This window comes from Rhizobium rhododendri, from assembly GCF_007000325.2.
Classification (GTDB): domain Bacteria; phylum Pseudomonadota; class Alphaproteobacteria; order Rhizobiales; family Rhizobiaceae; genus Rhizobium; species Rhizobium rhododendri.
In genome coordinates this window covers 1,593,310-1,611,581 of record NZ_CP117267.1, presented here as the reverse complement: position 1 = coordinate 1,611,581, position 18,272 = coordinate 1,593,310, and the positions used below count along the sequence as shown (strand labels likewise).

19 protein-coding genes are annotated in these 18,272 nt (G+C 62.2%); 12 read left to right on the top strand and 7 right to left on the bottom strand.

What is annotated here, in order from left to right; all coding sequences use genetic code 11:
- The first annotated feature begins 35 nt into the window (after positions 1 to 35).
- Positions 36 to 614: a cold-shock protein gene (locus PR018_RS07955; protein ID WP_142823021.1), complete on the top strand. Its 579-nt coding sequence runs from the start codon at positions 36 to 38 to the stop codon at positions 612 to 614.
- The gene (locus PR018_RS07950; protein ID WP_374113745.1) at positions 611 to 1,114 is read left to right on the top strand and encodes a DUF192 domain-containing protein; all 504 of its coding nucleotides are present in this window, start codon (positions 611 to 613) and stop codon (positions 1,112 to 1,114) included. Before PR018_RS07955 ends, PR018_RS07950 begins: the two co-directional genes overlap by 4 nt.
- 49 nt (positions 1,115 to 1,163) lie before the next feature.
- Here the strand turns inward: PR018_RS07950 and PR018_RS07945 are convergent, their stop codons facing one another.
- Positions 1,164 to 1,400: a hypothetical protein gene (locus PR018_RS07945; protein WP_111221779.1), complete on the bottom strand. Its 237-nt coding sequence runs from the start codon at positions 1,398 to 1,400 to the stop codon at positions 1,164 to 1,166.
- A 59-nt stretch (positions 1,401 to 1,459) separates the two neighbouring features.
- Entirely contained in the window at positions 1,460 to 2,713 is a 1,254-nt protein-coding gene (locus tag PR018_RS07940) for an MFS transporter (RefSeq protein ID WP_142823019.1), read from the bottom strand.
- Positions 2,714 to 3,001: 288 nt separating this feature from the next.
- Here PR018_RS07940 and PR018_RS07935 point away from each other — a divergent pair, with 288 nt between their 5' ends.
- The gene (locus PR018_RS07935; RefSeq protein WP_142823018.1) at positions 3,002 to 3,214 is read left to right on the top strand and encodes a hypothetical protein; all 213 of its coding nucleotides are present in this window, start codon (positions 3,002 to 3,004) and stop codon (positions 3,212 to 3,214) included.
- Positions 3,215 to 3,264: 50 nt separating this feature from the next.
- Here PR018_RS07935 and PR018_RS07930 read toward each other — a convergent pair whose 3' ends face one another.
- The 3 genes from PR018_RS07930 to PR018_RS07920 all read right to left on the bottom strand — a co-directional run bounded on the left by PR018_RS07930 (position 3,265) and on the right by PR018_RS07920 (position 6,759).
- Positions 3,265 to 4,170: a S1C family serine protease gene (locus tag PR018_RS07930; RefSeq protein WP_142823017.1), complete on the bottom strand. Its 906-nt coding sequence runs from the start codon at positions 4,168 to 4,170 to the stop codon at positions 3,265 to 3,267.
- 177 nt (positions 4,171 to 4,347) lie between these two features.
- The gene (locus PR018_RS07925) at positions 4,348 to 4,731 is read right to left on the bottom strand and encodes a response regulator (protein WP_142823016.1); all 384 of its coding nucleotides are present in this window, start codon (positions 4,729 to 4,731) and stop codon (positions 4,348 to 4,350) included.
- 3 nt (positions 4,732 to 4,734) lie between these two features.
- On the bottom strand, positions 4,735 to 6,759 hold the full coding sequence (locus PR018_RS07920) for a GAF domain-containing protein (protein WP_142823015.1): 2,025 nt from the start codon (positions 6,757 to 6,759) through the stop codon (positions 4,735 to 4,737).
- 269 nt (positions 6,760 to 7,028) lie between these two features.
- On the opposite strand from PR018_RS07920, the gene PR018_RS07915 reads away from it, so the two are divergent.
- From PR018_RS07915 to PR018_RS07895, 5 genes are all read left to right on the top strand, one after another.
- On the top strand, positions 7,029 to 7,244 hold the full coding sequence (locus PR018_RS07915) for a hypothetical protein (protein ID WP_142823014.1): 216 nt from the start codon (positions 7,029 to 7,031) through the stop codon (positions 7,242 to 7,244).
- Positions 7,245 to 7,585: 341 nt separating this feature from the next.
- On the top strand, positions 7,586 to 8,851 hold the full coding sequence (locus PR018_RS07910) for an arsenic transporter (RefSeq protein WP_425064155.1): 1,266 nt from the start codon (positions 7,586 to 7,588) through the stop codon (positions 8,849 to 8,851).
- Positions 8,852 to 8,991: 140 nt separating this feature from the next.
- Positions 8,992 to 10,641 (top strand): DUF1800 domain-containing protein, encoded by a 1,650-nt coding sequence (locus PR018_RS07905; RefSeq protein ID WP_142823010.1) that lies wholly within the window; start codon positions 8,992 to 8,994, stop codon positions 10,639 to 10,641.
- A gap of 10 nt (positions 10,642 to 10,651) precedes the next feature.
- The gene (locus PR018_RS07900) at positions 10,652 to 11,818 is read left to right on the top strand and encodes a DUF1501 domain-containing protein (RefSeq protein ID WP_142823008.1); all 1,167 of its coding nucleotides are present in this window, start codon (positions 10,652 to 10,654) and stop codon (positions 11,816 to 11,818) included.
- A gap of 171 nt (positions 11,819 to 11,989) precedes the next feature.
- Complete coding sequence (locus tag PR018_RS07895) at positions 11,990 to 13,162, top strand: acyltransferase family protein (RefSeq protein WP_142823006.1); 1,173 nt, start codon at positions 11,990 to 11,992, stop codon at positions 13,160 to 13,162.
- Between the two features lie 12 nt (positions 13,163 to 13,174).
- On the opposite strand, the gene PR018_RS07890 is transcribed toward PR018_RS07895, so the two are convergent.
- The gene (locus tag PR018_RS07890) at positions 13,175 to 13,567 is read right to left on the bottom strand and encodes an acyl-CoA thioesterase (RefSeq protein WP_111221789.1); all 393 of its coding nucleotides are present in this window, start codon (positions 13,565 to 13,567) and stop codon (positions 13,175 to 13,177) included.
- A gap of 189 nt (positions 13,568 to 13,756) precedes the next feature.
- Between PR018_RS07890 and PR018_RS07885 the strand changes: the two genes are divergently transcribed.
- From PR018_RS07885 to PR018_RS07870, 4 genes are all read left to right on the top strand, one after another.
- On the top strand, positions 13,757 to 14,992 hold the full coding sequence (locus tag PR018_RS07885; protein ID WP_142823004.1) for an extensin-like domain-containing protein: 1,236 nt from the start codon (positions 13,757 to 13,759) through the stop codon (positions 14,990 to 14,992).
- 163 nt (positions 14,993 to 15,155) lie between these two features.
- Positions 15,156 to 16,082, top strand: coding sequence for an ABC transporter ATP-binding protein (locus PR018_RS07880; RefSeq protein WP_142823002.1), 927 nt, complete (start codon positions 15,156 to 15,158; stop codon positions 16,080 to 16,082).
- Positions 16,079 to 16,840, top strand: coding sequence for an ABC transporter permease (locus PR018_RS07875; protein WP_111221792.1), 762 nt, complete (start codon positions 16,079 to 16,081; stop codon positions 16,838 to 16,840). Before PR018_RS07880 ends, PR018_RS07875 begins: the two co-directional genes overlap by 4 nt.
- A 96-nt stretch (positions 16,841 to 16,936) precedes the next feature.
- Entirely contained in the window at positions 16,937 to 17,674 is a 738-nt protein-coding gene (locus tag PR018_RS07870) for a glycerophosphodiester phosphodiesterase (protein WP_142823000.1), read from the top strand.
- 45 nt (positions 17,675 to 17,719) lie between these two features.
- Here PR018_RS07870 and PR018_RS07865 read toward each other — a convergent pair whose 3' ends face one another.
- Positions 17,720 to 18,208, bottom strand: coding sequence for a nuclear transport factor 2 family protein (locus tag PR018_RS07865; RefSeq protein ID WP_142822998.1), 489 nt, complete (start codon positions 18,206 to 18,208; stop codon positions 17,720 to 17,722).
- Positions 18,209 to 18,272: the final 64 nt, after the last annotated feature.

Here is an 18,272-nt window from a genome sequence, read left to right as displayed (position 1 = left end):
TAACAGCGTAACGTGTATCCAAGGGGCTGGCGAAGATGGGTGACAGGACTTCATCGACTGAAATTGCCGACTTTGAGGATCTGGCGGGTGAAGCCGTCGATCTCATCGAGATCACCGGGCTGGTCAAGTGGTTCGACGTTGCCAAGGGCTTCGGTTTCATCATTCCGGACAATGGCATGCAGGACGTGCTGCTGCACGTGACGTGCCTGCGCCGCGACGGCTACCAGACGATCCTCGAGGGAACGCGGATCGTCGCGCTGATCCAGCGCCGCGAGCGTGGCTACCAGGCCTTCAAGATCCTTTCGATGGACCAGTCGACCGCGCTGCACCCTTCGCAGATGCCGGCAGCCCGCACCCACGTGCAGGTCACAGCCACCAGCGGTCTCGAGCGTGCTATCGTCAAATGGTTCAACCGTACCAAGGGTTTTGGCTTTCTGACGCGCGGCGAGGGGACGGAGGACATCTTCGTCCACATGGAAACATTGCGCCGTTTTGGCCTTACCGAGCTTCGGCCGGGGCAGGTGGTGCTGGTCCGTTTCGGACCGGGCGACAAGGGCATGATGGCAGCTGAAATCCATCCGGATACGCCAAGCCCGGTCGGCAGGTCGCACTGATGGCCATGCGTCTCGCATCTCTCCTGAAAAGCGCCCCTCTGGCGCTTTTTTTGGCTTTCTCTAGTCATGCCGCAACGGCCGATGCCGCAGATGTCGTCAAGCAGGCGCCGCATTTTGCGAGCGAGACGCTGACGATCACCGGCAAGACTGGAACAGTCCATACATTCACCGTCGAGGTCGCTGTCAGCGGCCCACAGCGCGAATACGGCCTGATGTTTCGTCGCCAGATGGCTGCCGACCACGGCATGCTGTTCGATTTCGACAAGGCGCAGCATGTGCAGATGTGGATGGAAAATACAGTCCTGCCGCTCGACATGCTGTTCGTCGACACGGCAGGCGGTGTGACGCATATTGTCGAGAACGCCGTGCCCTATTCGCAGACCATCATCGATTCCGGCGGGCCGGTGAAATACGTCATCGAATTGAACGGCGGCATCGTGAAGAAGCTCGGCCTTGCCATCGGCGACAAGGTTTCAAGCCCGACGATCGCCAAGCGCTGAGACGACAGATGCGCCGCGCGAGGCGATGCATCCAGAATAATGCAACAGATTACGGGTTGAGTTCGGCGATGTCCCCGTGCTTTGCCAGCAGGCGCGGCGAGGTCATGTCACCGGTCTCCTCGTCGACGGTGACGGCATAGGCGGCAACACCGACGAAGCGCTCAGACATGGCAGCCGCGATCTTTTCCGCGCTGGCGGCGTTGGAAGCCTGGCGCATTTCGCCGGGAGCCAGGCCATTGCGGACCTTCTTGTATGGAATGATGATGAATTTTTCCGCCGCCATGATGTATGCCCTTTAATTTGTTCTCAAAATGTTCTTGTTGGCCTGCGAAGTCAAGGGCGAGGCTATGCGGTGGCGCCGTCTGTCACTCCACGGCGGTCCCGTGTTTCCGGCGCAATGCTGTGGCGACCGTAGATGAAGATCGCAAGAGCAATCGCCGCAACGCCGCCATGCACCCAATAGGCCAGCGGATAGCCGCCCTCTGATGTCAGCCAGCCGGCGACGACGTTGCTGAGCGAGGCGCCGATGCCCTGGACCGTCATGACGGCGGCAAGGCCGACATTGAAGCGCCCGCTACCGGACAGGATGCGCTCCGCAGCGATGGGCGTGGCGATGCCGATCAGCCCGGCGCCGATGCCGTCCAGCACCTGGACCGGGAAGATGACGGCGAATTCGTGGAAACTGCCGGCGATGGCGCCGCGAATGGGGAGGGCGCAGAGAGCAAGGATGAATACCGTGGCAAGGCCGAAGCGACGGATCAGAAACGGTGCGGCGAGCGCCATGACGATCATCGACAGTTGCGAGACGCCCGTAGTGATCGCCGTGGTGCGGAAAGGGGTGCCGAGCTGCAGCGAGAAGTCCTGGGCAATCAGGCGGCTGATCGGCGCATTGCCGAAATGGAAGACCAGCAATGTCACCGCCAGCAGCACTAGCCCCTTGGTGCCAATGAGAACATTGTAGCCGGAGGGCTGGTCCTTGCCGTCGCCGTCTTCCGAGCCAAGGCCACGGGCAACCCTGTTGTCGATCTTATCCGGGTCGATCGCCAGCACCGCGATGATGGTTGCTACCGCCGTGACGACCATCAGCACGATGATGCCTGTGAGGCCGAAGAACACCGAGGCTGCATAGACGCCGGCGAGCGATACGACGTTGCCGGCGTGGTTCCAGAACTCGTTGCGCGACACCTGGCGTGAAAACGCCCTCTGGCCGACCAGACCGAGCGTCAGTCCCATCAGCGCCGGGCCGACGATGGCACCGACGACCGCGGTGGCCGACTGGCCGCCGAACACCGAAAAATCACCGGGACTGACCAGCGTCCACACGGCGGCTGCATTGATCAGCACGACGGGCAGGATGATCAGCATCCGCTTGTGGCTGGATGCATCCACCCAGGCGCCGAACAACGGCGTTGCCACCATGCCGAGGATGCCGCCGAGGGTGGCGATGAACCCCAGCGTCATGGGGCTCCAGCCGTTGGTCGCAAGGAACCCGTCGAGAAAGGGCCCGAGCCCATCGCGGGCATCTGCGAGGAAAAAATTGAGAAACGCCAGCGCGACGAGCGAGCGGCCGGACAGGCCAGTTTTCGATGATGGCTGCATTCGCACCTCCGGATGGGCCGTGGCTGCACCAGCCGATGGCGTTGATGGCTCAAGAGTTTCAGCGAATTATATATTTGCTGTCTCTTGTAAAGCGGCAACCAACACACGGTAGTAATAATGGTTCCCTGCTGAACTCATTTTACAGGTGGCCACAGCCGAAGGGTCATGGAGGCAGCATAAAAAGTGAACCCAAAAATGGGCCCCAGAATGACACACGGATAGGTTATATGGTCTGACATCAAGTCAACGGGACTTCACATTCAATCCGTTTCGCGTCATGGTAGAGTTATGGATAGTCAAATTTCGCCCAAACCCACAGAAGAAGATCACGAACGCGCGACCGATTGCGCGAGCGCGATGGAGATCGCTTTTGCGCGCCTCGTTGCCGAGGCAAGTGCTGCAGGCTGGCGTGAGATGGAAGTGGCGGTCATTCTCGCCGACATCGCCGACGACCATGTCCTGCGGCTCGCCAAGAAATCCAGGCGCGGAAAATTCAACTGACGAAAACGATGTCGGCAGCGGTCCTGTGATCGCTGCCGACGTTTATCTGCCTATTGCATCTGCGGCTTCTTGAGAAAGCTGCCGCGATCCGCGGATTTTACACGCAGCCAGGCTTCGCGGCCGTCGCGCAGCACGCGCATCGGGATCTCGGCGCCAGCCGGTCCGCTGTTCCAGACCTGACGATAGAAATCTGCCAGCCCATCGACTTCCGCATCGCGGATTTCCGAGATGATGTCGCCGGGACGCAGGCCTGCTTCCGCAGCCGGTCCGCCTGGAGCCACATTCATCACCACGACTTCACCGTTGTTCTCGGCCGAAAAAGCGCCCAGCCATGGACGTGGGGGCTTATCGATCTGGCCGCGGTGCAGCAGGTCGTCGAGTATCGGCTCCAGGAGGTTGATCGGCACGACCATGTTGATATCGGCGACCTTGCCGCCTTGGCTCATCTGCAGCCGCAGAGAGCCGATGCCGAGCAGTTTGCCGTGTTCGTCGATCAGGGCAGCGCCGCCCCAGGATGGGTGAGCCGGCGAGATGAAGATCGCTTCGTCGAGGAGATATTCCCAGTAGCCGGCGAATTCCTGCTTGGCGACGATTTTCGACGACACCGCATTGCCGAGGCCATCTGCGAGCACGACCGCATCTCCGAGCTGCGTGGCGGTCGCATCGCCGATCGGCAGCGCCGGTACGTCGAGAGGGCCGAGCGCCTGGACGAGCCCGAAGCCGGTCTCCTGATCGAAGGCGAGGGCGTGCGCAGGGACGACCTTGCCGTCCCTGCGCGTCAACCAGACCTCTTCCGCCTCGGTGATGAGATAGCCGATCGTCAGCACCAGGCCGTTGTCGCGAATGACGACGCCGCTGCCCTCGCGGATGGTTCCAAGCGTCGAGGCGGTGAAGGCGTCCTCGGCGATGCTGGAGCGTAGGGCGACTATGGATGGCAGGAGTTTTTCAATTGGCACGGGCTTATCCTCGCGGCAGTCTGTTGGTCGGGGGAGCACGACGACGCTGCGCGGTCGGTCAGATCCCGGACCTTAAGGTATGAAGGAGCAATGCCTGCTGCAAGAGCCCGCTGCCGGTTTGTGACACGGCGCCATGTCTGAACGATAATGGTGCGGGCACACCACTGGCGGCTGAGACTAGTAGACGCGGGCCGCCAGCGCGTGCAGCGTCGCGGTAAGCTTGGTCGTGTCGTAGGGCTTTGAGAAGAAGATGCTGCGTGCCGGCATCATGACCTCTTCGGCAGTGGCATGGCCGGAGGTGATGATAATGTCGATCGGAGGCCAGCGGTCGCGGATGGCGGCGGCAAGCAACATCCCATTCATGCTACCCGGCATGTCGATATCCGTAAAAACGATGCGGATGTCGGTCCTGGTTTCGAGGATATGCACCGCCTCGTCTGCATCGGTCGCCTCGATCACTTCGAAGCCGGCCCGCTCAACCAGATCTGCCGCCATCATCCGCAAAAGCGGTTCATCCTCGACGACGAGAACGATTTTCTTGGTCGGCGATGTCTCTGCCATCTGTCAGTTCGCCCTTTGGAGCTGTGAAAGCGCGGCGGTCATTTCGACCGAGTAGCCCAGGCTTGAGTAACTCTGCGTAACGCCGCCTGTTCCCATGAAGCCGCGTTTAATCAGCCTTGAACCAAAACCGGTGCGTGTAGGCTCTGTCACCGGCGGGCCGCCACTCTCCGTCCACCGCATCGTCAGCACGCGGTTGCCGTTGCTCTCGAGCACCTGCCACTCGACCGCGACACGGCCGTCCTCGTTCGAAAGGGCACCGTACTTCATGGCGTTGGTCACCAGCTCGTGGAACAGCAGCGACACCGACAGAGTGCTGCGAGGACCGAAATTGATGGACGGCCCGTGCACGTCGATCCGTTCGGTGACACCGAGGGTTTCGGCAGTCCGCATGAGGACTGCGCCGATGTCCGCCCCGTCGCTGTCCTGGGTGATAAGCGAATCGTGGGCGGAGCTAAGAGCGTATAGCCGGCGCTCGAAATTGCGCACATGCTCCTGCTCGATGATCGGCCGCAGGGTCTGCGAGGCGATTGCCTGGACCATGGCAAAGGTGTTCTTCAGGCGATGACCGATCTCCCGGTTCAGCACATCCTGGTCGGCCTCCGCCTGGAGCCTGGCGATGGCGAGATGCATGCGGTCGCCGAAGCTCCGCACGAAGTCGATTTCCTGCTGCGTCCAGTCATGCGGTCTGTCGTGGTGGACGAAGACCGCCAGCTTGAATTGCCCGTGGTCGAAGACCGGCAGGTTGACGAGGACGTGGATGCCGATAGCGAGCAGCGCCTCTGCCCTGTGGCGAGTGCGCGGGTCGGTCGCGACGTCGGTAATGATGACAGTCTGGCCGGCCTTCAGCTCATCGACGAAATCACCGTAGTCGCGGAAATGGTGGAGACCAGCGAGGCTTGCGACGCCGGGCGCGCGCCATTCCGGCTGGATCATCAGGGTTTCAGCGGCGACGTCGACGAGCCCGAAACCCGCACGGCTGGCGTCTAGGGCCTTGGCCATCAAGTCGGAGGCAGCCAGTGCCATGGACTCGATATCGTCGAGTTCGCGCAGGCGGTCGCCGAGATCGAGCAACGCCTGGACGCGTGCCGCATCCCGTTTTATTGACGTGATGTCCTGCACCATGCCGAACATGGTGATCGGCTTGCCATTTTCGTCGTACTGGTATTTGGCGTGGCGGGAAATCCACCGTGTCCCATGGTTTGCCGTCTGGATCCGGTATTCGACTTCGACAGGCGCCGCGCCATTCCTGCGGGTCGCCTCATTCGATTGGATATGGCGATCTTCCGGCACGACCATGGACTCGAACAGCGCGGTCGGATGGGTGTCGGCGGGGGGGACGTCGAAGATGCGGCAAAACTCGTCGGAGGCGCGCACCTGGCTTGTGGCGATATCGATTTCAAAGGTGCCGATGCGTCCGGCCTGCTGGGCGGCGACGTTCTTGTTGGCACTGTTGCGGATGCTGGCGGCGAGACGTTTCTGGCGCTGGAAGAGTTCGTCCTTGCGGTGGGATACGCGTCGCGTTTCCATGAAGGCCACCACCTGGCGCGCCAGTGCCCGCAGGAGGTTCTGCTGGTTTTCGTCCAGCCCTTCCGGGCGTGGCACCGTATCGATGACGCAGAGCGTGCCGATCACGGCGCCACCGGGCACGATGAGCGGCGCTCCGGCATAAAAGCGGATGAAAGGCGATTGGGTAACGAGCGTATTGTGCCGGGTGCGCGGATCCAGGGTGAGGTCGGGAATGACCAGCAGTTCCGGCGACGTCAGCGCATGGGCGCACACCGACTGGTCGATCGGCGTTTCGCCGGGCTCGAAACCGATCCGTGCCTTGAACCACTGCCTATCGGCCTCGACGAGGCTGACCAGCGATACCGGGGTATTGCAGACGGTAGAGGCGATGTAGACGATATCGTCGAATTCCGGCTCGGGCGCGGTATCCAGGATGTCGTAGGCCTCCAGCGCCTCCAGACGGCGAAGATGGTCCAGGTCGATCGCATCGAATGGCGTACGGATGGGTGTGTCATCGCTCATCGTCAGCTCAGTTCCAGTTCAACGCAAACGACAGTCTTGATGTCGAAGAGTATAAAAGATGGCAACGAGATTGCCAGCCAGTTATTGTTCATGAATGATTATCCGCAGCGCCATCGATTGACCTCGGAGGCCGCTTAGTGTTGATTGCGCTTATATAGTTAGGTCTGTTCGTTACCGCACGGAACGGCAGACGAGTCAATTGGATAGCGGCCGGGGTGATGATTTTCATGCCCCGGTTTGGCTGTGAGCAGAACGCGGAGACCGACCCCATGACCGACGCGCCGACAAAAAGACCAACCGCGATAACCAAGATCGACGCGACCAACGAGGCGGCCTACACGCTGATCGACGCGCGCGACAGCGCCCGCGAAGCCAAGACCACCCGACTGCGCGCCCTCCGCCTTGCCAAGGAAGAAGAGGACGCCAAAATTGCCGCCGCAGCGGCACCCAAGAAAAAGCCGGCAAAGAAAAAAGCTGCGGAGTAATCGCCTTATCCAGCGCCAGGCCCTTTTATTTGATCCCGGGTGAAAGCCCTTGGCGCCGACCGGCCGTGTGGTCGACCAAGCGGCCCTACGTTCATTGCGGACGATCTGTGCGCAACCAGCTCCCGGACGCAGCCGACACCTCCCAAATAACTGAGTGAACCCGGTGTCCGGCAGTCTTCATCCCGATGCCTTGGTGATCCGGTGAGGGCTCGTGACGTAAAGGGTCGGCGCTGTCGGCACCGTTGTCCGGCCCGACGCCAACTATGACATTCAACACAATGATTTGGTCGTGAAACCAGGAGGCAAGACATGCAGGCAGCTCTGAGGATGGGCCCGAGCCTATGATGAGCCACGCCGTTCCCCTGACGTGGGGCATCGCCGCCCTGACCGCGCTTGGCGTCATCACTCGACCGTTTCGCTGGCCTGAGGCCGTATGGGCCGTGGCCGGCGCCGTGCTGCTGGTTGCCCTTGGGCTGCTGACGCTGCCGGAAGCATGGCAGGGCGTCGGCAAGGGGCTGGACGTCTACCTGTTCCTGGTCGGCATGATGCTGCTCTCCGAACTCGCACGTCGCGAAGGACTGTTCGACTGGCTGGCCGCCATCGCCACCAGTCGCGCGAAGGGTTCGCCAATCCGGCTGTTCGCGCTGATCTACATCGTCGGCACCGTCGTCACCGTGTTCCTGTCCAACGATGCGACTGCCGTGGTGCTGACGCCGGCCGTCTATGCGGCGACCAAGGCCGCCAAGGTCAAGGAGCCGCTGCCCTACTTGTTCATCTGCGCGTTCATCGCCAACGCCGCGAGCTTTGTGCTGCCGATCTCCAACCCTGCCAACCTGGTGATTTTCGGGGGGGGTCACATGCCGCCGCTCGGGCGCTGGCTTGCGACCTTCGCGCTGCCGTCGATCGCTGCCGTCGTCTCCACATACGTGCTTCTCTACTGGACGCAGCGCCGCGTGTTGTTGCAGGACAGCGTTGCCAGCGACGTCGAGGCGCCGCATCTGACGCCGACGGCAAAGCTTGCCGGTGCCGGTCTCGTCGTCACCGCGCTGATCCTGATCGGCGCCTCGGCATTCGGTCTCGACCTCGGATTGCCGACTTTCGTTTGCGGTCTCGTGACGGCAGCGCTGATCGTGGTTGTCGGCCGGGAAAGCCCGATGGAGACGTTGCGCGCGATGTCTTGGAGCGTGTTGCCGCTGGTGGGCGGGCTTTTTGTCGTCGTCCAGGCGCTGGAGAAGACCGGGCTGACCAAGATGCTGGCCGACCAGCTTTCGGCGGGCGCAGCCTCGGCACCGGGCCAGACGGCGGCGGTTGCCGGCGTTGCCGTCGCCTTCCTCGCCAATCTCGTCAACAACCTGCCGGCAGGCCTCGTTGCGGGCGGTGCGGTCCAGGCGGCGCACGCCTCCGATACCATATCCGGGGCGATCCTGATCGGCGTCGATCTCGGCCCCAACCTGTCGGTGACCGGCTCGCTGGCGACCATCCTGTGGCTGACGGCACTCCGGCGCGAAGGGCTGCAGGTCGGAGCCTTCGCCTTCCTGAAACTCGGCGTCGTGGTGATGGTGCCGGCGCTGCTTCTGTCGCTGCTCGCCTTGATCGCCCTGCATTAACATCCGGACAGGTTCGTCCGCGTCCGGTTACATCTTGTCCATGTCTGGAAAAAGCCGCATTTTCCGAACATTCCGGACGCAATTGGCTGGCAGCCTGTCACTCGTTCTTGATCCCCGAACGAACGATAACGGTGGCAGGCATGAGCATTTCTTTCCAGACAATGGCAGCGTTGCGGTTTGGCACCGGTCTCCGGCCGGGCGAACCTCCGCCCGCCGACAAGCAGGCCCTTCTCGCGCAGATCAGGGACGGTATCGCCAGTCCGCCGCTGTTTCCCGTCGGCGGGCTCGATGCCCGTCGCAAGGCGGTGGCCGATGTCGCCGACCAGCTGCAGGCGATCCGCAAGGGCAACGATCCCGATGAGACCAAACGGGCGCGGGAGAATGCGGTCTACCACCGCCTCGACGCCATCTACCAGCGCGACGCGGACGCGCGCATCGCCCAGGCGGTGTTCTCGCCGAATGGCTTTTACGAGCGGCTGGCAAGCTTCTGGGTCAACCATTTTTCCGTCAGCGCCCAGAAGACCCAGCAGATGCGGTTGATCGTGCCGCTCTTCGAGGCCGAAGCGATCCGTCCGAATATCGGTGCGCCGTTTCCCGTGCTTCTGAAAGCGGTGACGCGCCATCCGGCGATGTTGATCTATCTCGACCAGTCGCAATCGCTGGGACCGAACTCGCCTGCCGGCCTGAAACAGAAAAAGGGCCTCAACGAAAATCTCGCGCGCGAACTGATCGAACTGCACACGCTCGGTGCGGGCAGCGGCTACACACAAGCCGACGTGCGCTCGGCCGCCATGGTGCTGACCGGTATCGCGCTCGACCGGCAGGCGGTGTTGGTGGATTTCAAGCCGGGCATGTCGGAGCCCGGCAGCCACGACGTGCTGGGCGTGGCCTATGGCGGCAAGGTCCGTCGCGAAGGCGACTATCTGGCCATGCTTGATAATCTGGCGCTTCATCCGAAGACCGCCCAGCATATCTGTCGCAAGCTGGTCGCGCATTTTGTCGCCGACCAGCCGCCGCAAGCGATGATCGACGTGATGGTCGATTGCTGGAAGAACACCAAGGGCGACCTGACCGCCGTCTATGCCACCATGCTCGACCATCCCGATGCCTGGAGCGGCGAGGGTGCCAAGGCGCGTTCGCCGTTCGATTTCGTCGTCGCCGGGCTTCGCGCCCTCAATATGCCGCGCAATCCAGTGGCTGTCAGTCCGCCGCCGCAAAGCCTCGAAGTCGCCGATGCAACGCCACAGGCAGCAGCCGCCGCGACGATGTCGCCGGCGGGCACCCCGGCCATGGCGCCTGCGGCAGCCGCGGCAAGTGCGCCTGTGGTGGCTGCGCCGGTCACGGCTGCCGGCGTTGCGACCATGGTCAACGGCATGAGCGGCGGTACCACAGGCGCACAGATGTCACCGCCCGGCGATATGGCTGCCGATGCCGAGGCGCAGCGGCGCAAGCAGGAGCAGGCGGCCTTCGACGCGACCCTCTATGTGCCGCGGGGCCTCGGGCTCTATGCCCTTCGCCGCATGGGGGAGCCGGTGTGGGAGCCGCCGAGCCCGGCAGGCTTTCCCGACAGTTTCGACGCCTGGATCAATGCCAGCGCCCTGTCGGAGCGGCTGGCATGGTCCCGCCGTGCCGCCGGTCGATACGGCAAGCAGGACGATCCGCGCGAGTTCCTCAAGACGACGCTGGCCGATGCGGCGCGAGACGACACCATCCGTGTCGTCTCGCAGGCACCCAACCGGATGACGGGGCTGACACTGGTGCTCGCCTCGCCCGACTTCAACCGACGCTAGGAGCAGGATCATGTCCCTTTCCCGCCGCAGCTTTCTCGCCTCCGCCTGCTGCCTCGCCGCAGCGCCCGTGTTCACGCCGATAAGCTTTGCCGCGATGCCGGGCGACAACCGGTTCGTCACCATCGTCCTGCGCGGTGCCATGGACGGGCTGGACCTTGTTCAGCCCTATGGCGACACGTCATTTGCGGGACTGCGACCGGATATCGCCATCAGGCCGGACCAGGGGCTTCTCGACCTCGACGGCTTTTTCGGGCTTCATCCCGCTGCCGCCGGGCTGATGCCGATGTGGAAGGCGAGGGAACTGGCGTTCATCCATGCGGTCTCGACCCCCTACCGCAATGCGCGCAGCCATTTCGACGGCCAGGACATGCTGGAATCGGGCGGCGACCATGTGGCGGAGGAAAAAACCGGCTGGCTGAACCGGGCGCTTGCAGTGATACCGCGCTCGACGGCGCGCAAGGCGATAGACATCAATACCTCGACGGAGCTCATTCTCTCCGGGCCGAACGTCGCTGATGTCTGGGCATCGGATTCGACGCTCGGGACGGGGGGCGACGAGGCGCAGTTCCTGAAGCGCCTCTATGCCAACGACCCGGCCTTTGCCAAGGCCATGGAGGAGGCGACGCGGGCAGACCAGTCGGCCGAGATGGGCATGCCGCCCGGCGCCAAGCGGGGCGAACAGATCGCCGATATCGCCGGGCTGGCGGCCAAGATGCTGCGCGGCGACTATCGGATCGCCAGCTTCTCGATCAACGGCTGGGACACGCATGTCCAGCAGGCAAGCCAGTTCAAGAAGGCGGCCGGAGACCTGACACAGGCGATCGTGACGCTGAAAGATACGATGGGGCCGGACGTCTGGAAAACGACGGTGGTGCTGGCGATGACCGAATTCGGCCGCACCGTCCGCCAGAACGGCTCCGGGGGAACGGACCACGGCACCGGCGGATGCTGTCTGCTTGCCGGCGGCGCGATCGAAGGCGGCAAGGTACTCGGCAAATGGCCGGGTATCGGCGACCAACAACTGCTCGACGACCGCGACCTGATGCCGACGGCCGACGTCCGCGAAGTTGCTGCCGCCATGCTCTACAAGCAGTTCGATGTGCCGCCCGGCGACCTGAACGCCAAGATCTTTCACGGGCTGGATTTCGGCAAGGGCTCGCAGTTCCTGCGGGTGTGAGTTTTGCATCCAGGCATGTAACGTGAGAGGCTGCGGTGCGGCCTCCCGCCTGCAATCCCAGATGGCACCCGTTACGATTTAATTAACTTCTCGTCCTTACCTTGGATTGTGAATTGTCGGGTGCCTGGACGCTCGCGGTTGTGTCAGTCTTTTTGGCGCTTGGGGGCGGGCATGGGAAGGAATGGGCAGGCACAGCGCCGACACGACATCGACGTGATCCGCGTCGTGCTTTTCGCGCTTCTGATGGTCTATCATACCGCACTTATCTTCGGGACGAGGTCGTGGCTGCTGCAGGCCAGCACTCCGAACCGGGCCTTCGATCTGCTGCTGCTTGCCTTGCATCCGTGGCGCCTCGGTCTACTGTTTCTCGTGTCAGGGATTTCGACGGCAGCGCTCGCCAAGCGGCTTGCGCCGGCCGATATCCGCAGAAAGCGGTCGCTCCAGCTCATTCCGCCCTTGCTGCTCGGTATCTTCGTGCTGGTGCCGCCGCAGATCTACCTCGCGCTCAAGGCTGCTTCGGCGACGGACCTTCCCTATCTGGATTTTTGGGGGATCTATCTCCAGTTCGGCACCATCATGGTCCAGGATGGCCAGGCGGTCTCGCTGGTCAGCCTGCAACACCTCTGGTTCATTGGCTATCTCTGGCTCTACACGGTCGTCCTGACCCTGGGCCTGGCGTTTCTGCGCGGCTGGCTTTCGCCCCTGACCGCAGGTCTCAGGCGCCTGGTGGAAGGCCGTGGCCTGCTTGTCTGGCCGATCCTCTATCTCGCAGTTCTGCGCCTCACCCTTTTCCCGATCTTCGGTGAGACGATGGAAGTGGGCTCGGACTGGTACGCCCACATCGTCTATTTCTCGCTTTTCGCATTTGGCTATGTGATTGCCGAGGACGAGAAATTCTGGGCGACCGCAGTCCGCTACCGAAAGCATGCGGCGCTTGTCGCCATCGTGTCGCTGGTAATTCTGGCTTGCCTGCTGGTGGCCTATCCGCCGGGTGCCCGCAGCCTCGGGGTGGCTGTGATACACCGTATCGGGCGATCGATCTTCCAGTGGTCGGCGATGGTGGCGATACTCGGCTACGGTCGCGCCCTGATCACCCGGTCTCACCCGGTGATCACCTACCTCAACAGGTCGGTGCTGACCTGCTACGTGCTGCACCAGACGGTGTTGATCGCCTTTGCCTACTGGTGGATGCGAAATTTCGGGCTAGACACCGGTTCGTTCTTTTTGATCGTTGTGGCGACGATCGCCTGTTGCCTTGCGCTTTATGAGGTCCAGCGGCAGATAACCCGGCTGGTGAAGGCCAGGTCCACCCCCGTTTTTCCGACACAGTTGCCCCTGGCGTGAGGTTGCCTCCCGTCATTCCTCCGCCGGCGGAACGGCTTTCGGCTTTCCGTCGTCGGCCAGTGCCACCATGATGAAGGTGCCTTCGGTTACCTTTTCCATCTTCTGGTAGCGCGACCGCTGTGCCCAGGCTTCGATCAGCAGGGTGATGGAGGTTGTTCCGACGCGGGTGATGTGGGTGTAGATGCTCAGCGTATCGCCGATCTTCACTGGCAGCTGGAAGGCCATTTCCTTGACGGCGGCGGTGACGACGCGGCCCTTGGCGCGCTCTGCGGCGCGTATGCCGCTTGCCAGATCCATCTGCGCCATGACCCAGCCGCCGAAGATGTCGCCGGCCGGATTGGCGTCGGCGGGCATCGCCAGGGTGCGCAGCGTCAGTTCGCCCAGCGGCTTGGCGGTGTCGTTCATGTCGGCTTCTCCTGTCGGGCCTGATATGTATGACGCACCGTAAGGCAAACGCCGCCGTTTGCAAAAGGGCCGGGGGCGAGTTTTCCCTCCGATTTCGCCGGCTTTCATGCCGCTAAGCTTTCATTCACCAATTTTGCTTAAATTTGTACACGATTGCCGATCGATTGCGGCGTCGGAAGTGGTGTGTGTATGGCGTATTTTCCCTTTCTGCGGCGGGCAGTGCTGCCCGTTTTGCTGTCGTCGACACTGATTGCCTGTTCTGCCGACAGCCTCGTCCCGCCGTCTGGCATCGACAACAAGACGCGTGTCGGTTCGATCCAGCCGCGCCGCTCCGTGCCGACGAATCCACCGAGCCAATACACCTACCAGAGCACGACGACGCCGGTGAGCTCGGCCTCCGTCGATTACCTCGACACGCCAAACCTTGCCGATGTCGGCCATGTCAGCGGCAGGCAGTCTGCGGCCCAGTCGCCGGATGCGATGGTGGCGCCGCAGTCCACCGGCTTGGCATCGCAGCGTTCCGCGCAGAATTCATCGCCGGTGCCTGCCGAAGGTATCAATATGGACGCAGAGCTCGGTGTCGGTGGCACCCCGCAACGGGTCGTCGGGCTGGCCGAGGAGGAAGAGCAGAACATCGCCGAGGGCCAGTCCGAGGAGCCGGTCGTCAGCGGCATCGGCACGGATAATCCCGTCCAGGCGAACCGGCCTGTGCTTCGCACCAGCGCCCAGAGGCAGATCTTGCAATCGACCGCGCCACGGCTGCAGGGGCAGCAGGTGGCGATGTTGCCGCGCGTGGAAAATCCGATGACCACCACGGAGCCGCAGTACGAGGCGCCACAAGCGCCACCGCCGATGTCGGCCGCCATGCCCAATTCCGAACTGCAGTGCCGCCAGCAGTTGCGCCAGATGGGCGTCGTCTTCCAGGACAAGCCGGCGATCTCGCAAGGACCAGCCTGCCAGGTTCCCTATCCGATATCGCTGCGCGGCCTCTCCGGCAACATCGCCGTCCGGCCGGCGGTAACGCTGAACTGCCAGGTGACGCTGGCCTTTGCCAAATGGGTGAAGAACGAACTGGCTCCCTCGGCGCGGCTGCGCTATCTTTCCGGGATCGGCACCATCATCCCGCTCGGCGGTTATTCCTGCCGGCGGATGAACAACAGCGCGCAACGCTACAACCCGATGTCGGAGCATGCGCACGGGAACGCCATCGATGTGGGCAAGTTCGTGCTGAAGAACGGCCACGCCATCGATATCCGGAAGAAGGGGCTGTTTTCCTTCCGCGAAGGCGCGTTGCTGAAGGCGGTGCGCACCGACAGCTGCAACTATTTCGACACCGTCATGGGCCCCGGCAGTAATCCGGAACACTGGAACCATTTCCACTTCGACCTTCGCGAAAGGAAGGGCGGACGGAGGTACTGCAACTGAGAAGGATGCCGCGGCGGATGGCAACGACCGGCAACTCAGCCCTGTAACGGGTCATCTCTGCTGCCGAATAGATTGTTCGCCGGGGGCGCTCTGGCAAAACTCCGGTTCGAGGTTATATAGCGGGCTGTTGCCGCAAAAATAATCAAAGAGCCCCATCTCGCCCATGCCCCCGATCGTCTCCATCCGCAATCTCACCAAAGTCTATGACAACGGATTTCAAGCACTGAAGGGGATCGATCTCGATATCCAGAAGGGCGAGATCCTGGCATTGCTCGGACCGAACGGCGCCGGCAAGACGACGATGATTTCCATCGTCTGCGGCATTGCCAACCCAAGCGGCGGGACGGTGCTCGTCGACGGTCACGATGTCGTCAAGGATTTTCGCGCGACGCGGTCGATGATCGGGCTGGTGCCGCAGGAACTGACCACCGACCAGTTCGAGACCGTCTTCAACACGGTGAGCTTTTCGCGCGGCCTCTACGGCAAGAAGGCCAACGCCGCCCATATCGAAAAGGTGCTGCGCGACCTGTCGCTGTGGGACAAGCGCGACAACATGCTGCGCGAGCTCTCCGGCGGCATGAAGCGCCGGGTGCTGATTGCCAAGGCGCTGAGCCACGAGCCGCAGATCCTGTTTCTCGACGAGCCCACCGCCGGCGTCGACGTGACGCTGCGCAAGGACATGTGGCAGGTGGTCGAAAAGCTCCGCCAGACGGGCGTCACCATCATTCTCACCACCCACTATATCGAGGAAGCCGAGGAGATCGCCGATCGCGTCGGGGTCATCAATGGCGGCAAGCTGCTGCTGGTCGAGGACAAGACGGCGCTGATGGCCAAGCTCGGCCGAAAGCAGCTCATCCTCGACCTCGACACGCCGCTCGCCGTCCTTCCACCCAGCCTCGAAGGCCGTGGGCTGACAATCGGCGAGGGTGGCTTGTCGCTCATCCACGAGCTCGATGCCGAAAACGGGCACGGCAACATCGCCGGGCTGCTGACCGACCTTGCCGCTGCCGGTATTGCCTTCAAGGACCTCTCGACGCGGCAAAGCTCGCTCGAGGATATTTTCGTCCAGCTTGTCGGAGACGATCAATGAATTTCGAGGCCGTCAAAGCCATCTACATGTTCGAAATGGCCCGCACGCGTCGCACGCTGCTGCAAAGCGTGGTGTCGCCGGTCATCTCGACGTCGCTCTACTTCATCGTCTTCGGGGCGGCCGTCGGCTCGCGCATCCAGGAGGTCGAGGGCATCTCCTATGGTGCCTTCATCACGCCCGGCCTGATCATGCTGACGCTGCTCAGCCAGTGCATCACCAACGGCTCGTTCGGCATCTACTTCCCGAAATTCGTCGGCACCATCTACGAGGTGCTGTCGGCGCCGGTGGCGATGACCGAGATCGTGCTAGGCTATGTCGGGGCGGCGGCCACCAAGGGAATGCTGATCGGGGCAATCATCCTGCTGACGGCCAATTTCTTCGTGCACGTCACCATCCAGCATCCGTTGATGATGGTGCTGTTCTTCGTGTTGACGGCGGTAACGTTCAGCCTCTTCGGCTTCATCATCGGGATCTGGGCGAAGAACTTCGAGCAGCTCAACCTTATCCCGATGCTTGTCGTGCCACCGCTGACCTTTCTCGGCGGCAGCTTTTATTCGATCGGCATGCTGCCGCCCTTCTGGCAGGCGGTCAGCCATTTCAATCCGGTGCTCTACCTCGTCAGCGGTTTCCGCTGGAGTTTTTACGGGATCGCCGACGTCAACCCGCTGGTCAGCCTCGGCATGGTGCTGTTCTTCCTGGCGATCTGTCTGGCCACCGTCTACTGGATCTTCAGAACGGGCTATCGGCTGCGCAACTAGGCCTTTCCACCGCCCACGCGCCCTCCGTCGCAAAGCCGATACAAAAGCCGTCTACCTAAAGCGGTCTTGCAACGGCATGGGCTGGTGGAGCAGACAATGACATTCGGATCCTGGATTGACACCGGGCGGAGCCGGCCTCTGGTCATCGCCCATCGCGGCGGCGCGGCACTCGGTCCTGAAAACTCCGCGATAACATTTTCGCTGGCAGGCGAGGCTGGCGCCGATGCGGTGGAGACCGATGTCCGCGTCAGTGCCGACGGCGCTCTCGTCTGCCTGCACGATGCCGACATGCAGAGGATCGCCGGCGACCCCCGTTCTGTCGAGGCGCTCGATCTCGCAACGCTGCAAGACCTCGTCCCGGACCTTCTCACCCTCGAAGCAGCGATAGCCGCATCTGCACCGCTCGGCATCCTGCTCGATGTGAAATTGACGGATGGAACGCACATCGCCGAGATCGTCCGCACCGTCGAGGCCGGCGGGGCATCCCGGCGCGCCATCCTCGGGCTGCGCAGCATGGGTCTGATTGCCGAGGTCCGAAGCATGGGCTGTGAAATGGCGGTCCTCGGATTGTTGCCCGATGCCGATTCGTCTGAGGAAGCCGCTGACCTCGGAGCGGACTGGTTTCGCCTGTGGCAGGGCGAGGCCAGCGCCGACCGCATCGCCACGGCCCGCAAAGCCGGCCTGCAGGTCGCCATCATGGTCGGCCAACCGCGCAACGTGCCGTTACCGCACTATCCGCAGTTCCCGGTGGGACTGGTGGATGCGGAGGGGCTGGAGAAACTGCGCAAGCTGGCCCCGGATGCGATCATGCTCGACGATCCGCGGTTGCTGTGAACCAACCAGCGTCGATCGCCCATTCATGCGATATCCCCTTGATCCTCAGGGTTTCAATGCCGAATCCCAATGTTCATCCGCTTTGCCATCTTTAAAACGCCAGCTGTCAAACCAGGTGGTGGTATAGGTCTTTGTCGGATCCTTGGCATCCTTGACCTCGCGCGGATAGGCGACGGTGACAATATCACCTTCGGCCACCACGGAGACAATCTTGGTGCTCATCTTTTCAGGAACAGGACTTGGCTTCTTGTTGAGGACCTTTGTGAAATAATCAATCACACCCTGACGCCCAGACGCTGCATTGGGATTGTGCTGAATATACCGCGCGGTCAAATACTGATCAGCGCGATCCCATTGATTGGCCTCGAGCAGTTCCTTGATGATCTTATAGGTCACTTGTTTGTTGTGGTTCAGCGCAGGATCTTTGCTGGTAAACAGCTGATCGGGATTGGCAACACCCACAACGGCCTCTTGCGCAAATGCGCCAGAACCAAGCGTGAGAGCAAGAGCAAAGGCGGCGACGGGCAGCTTCATAACATTTTTCCTAAGTGTCGACAGGGGTTGGCCCGCGCACCTTAAAACATACAGAGGAAGGCAC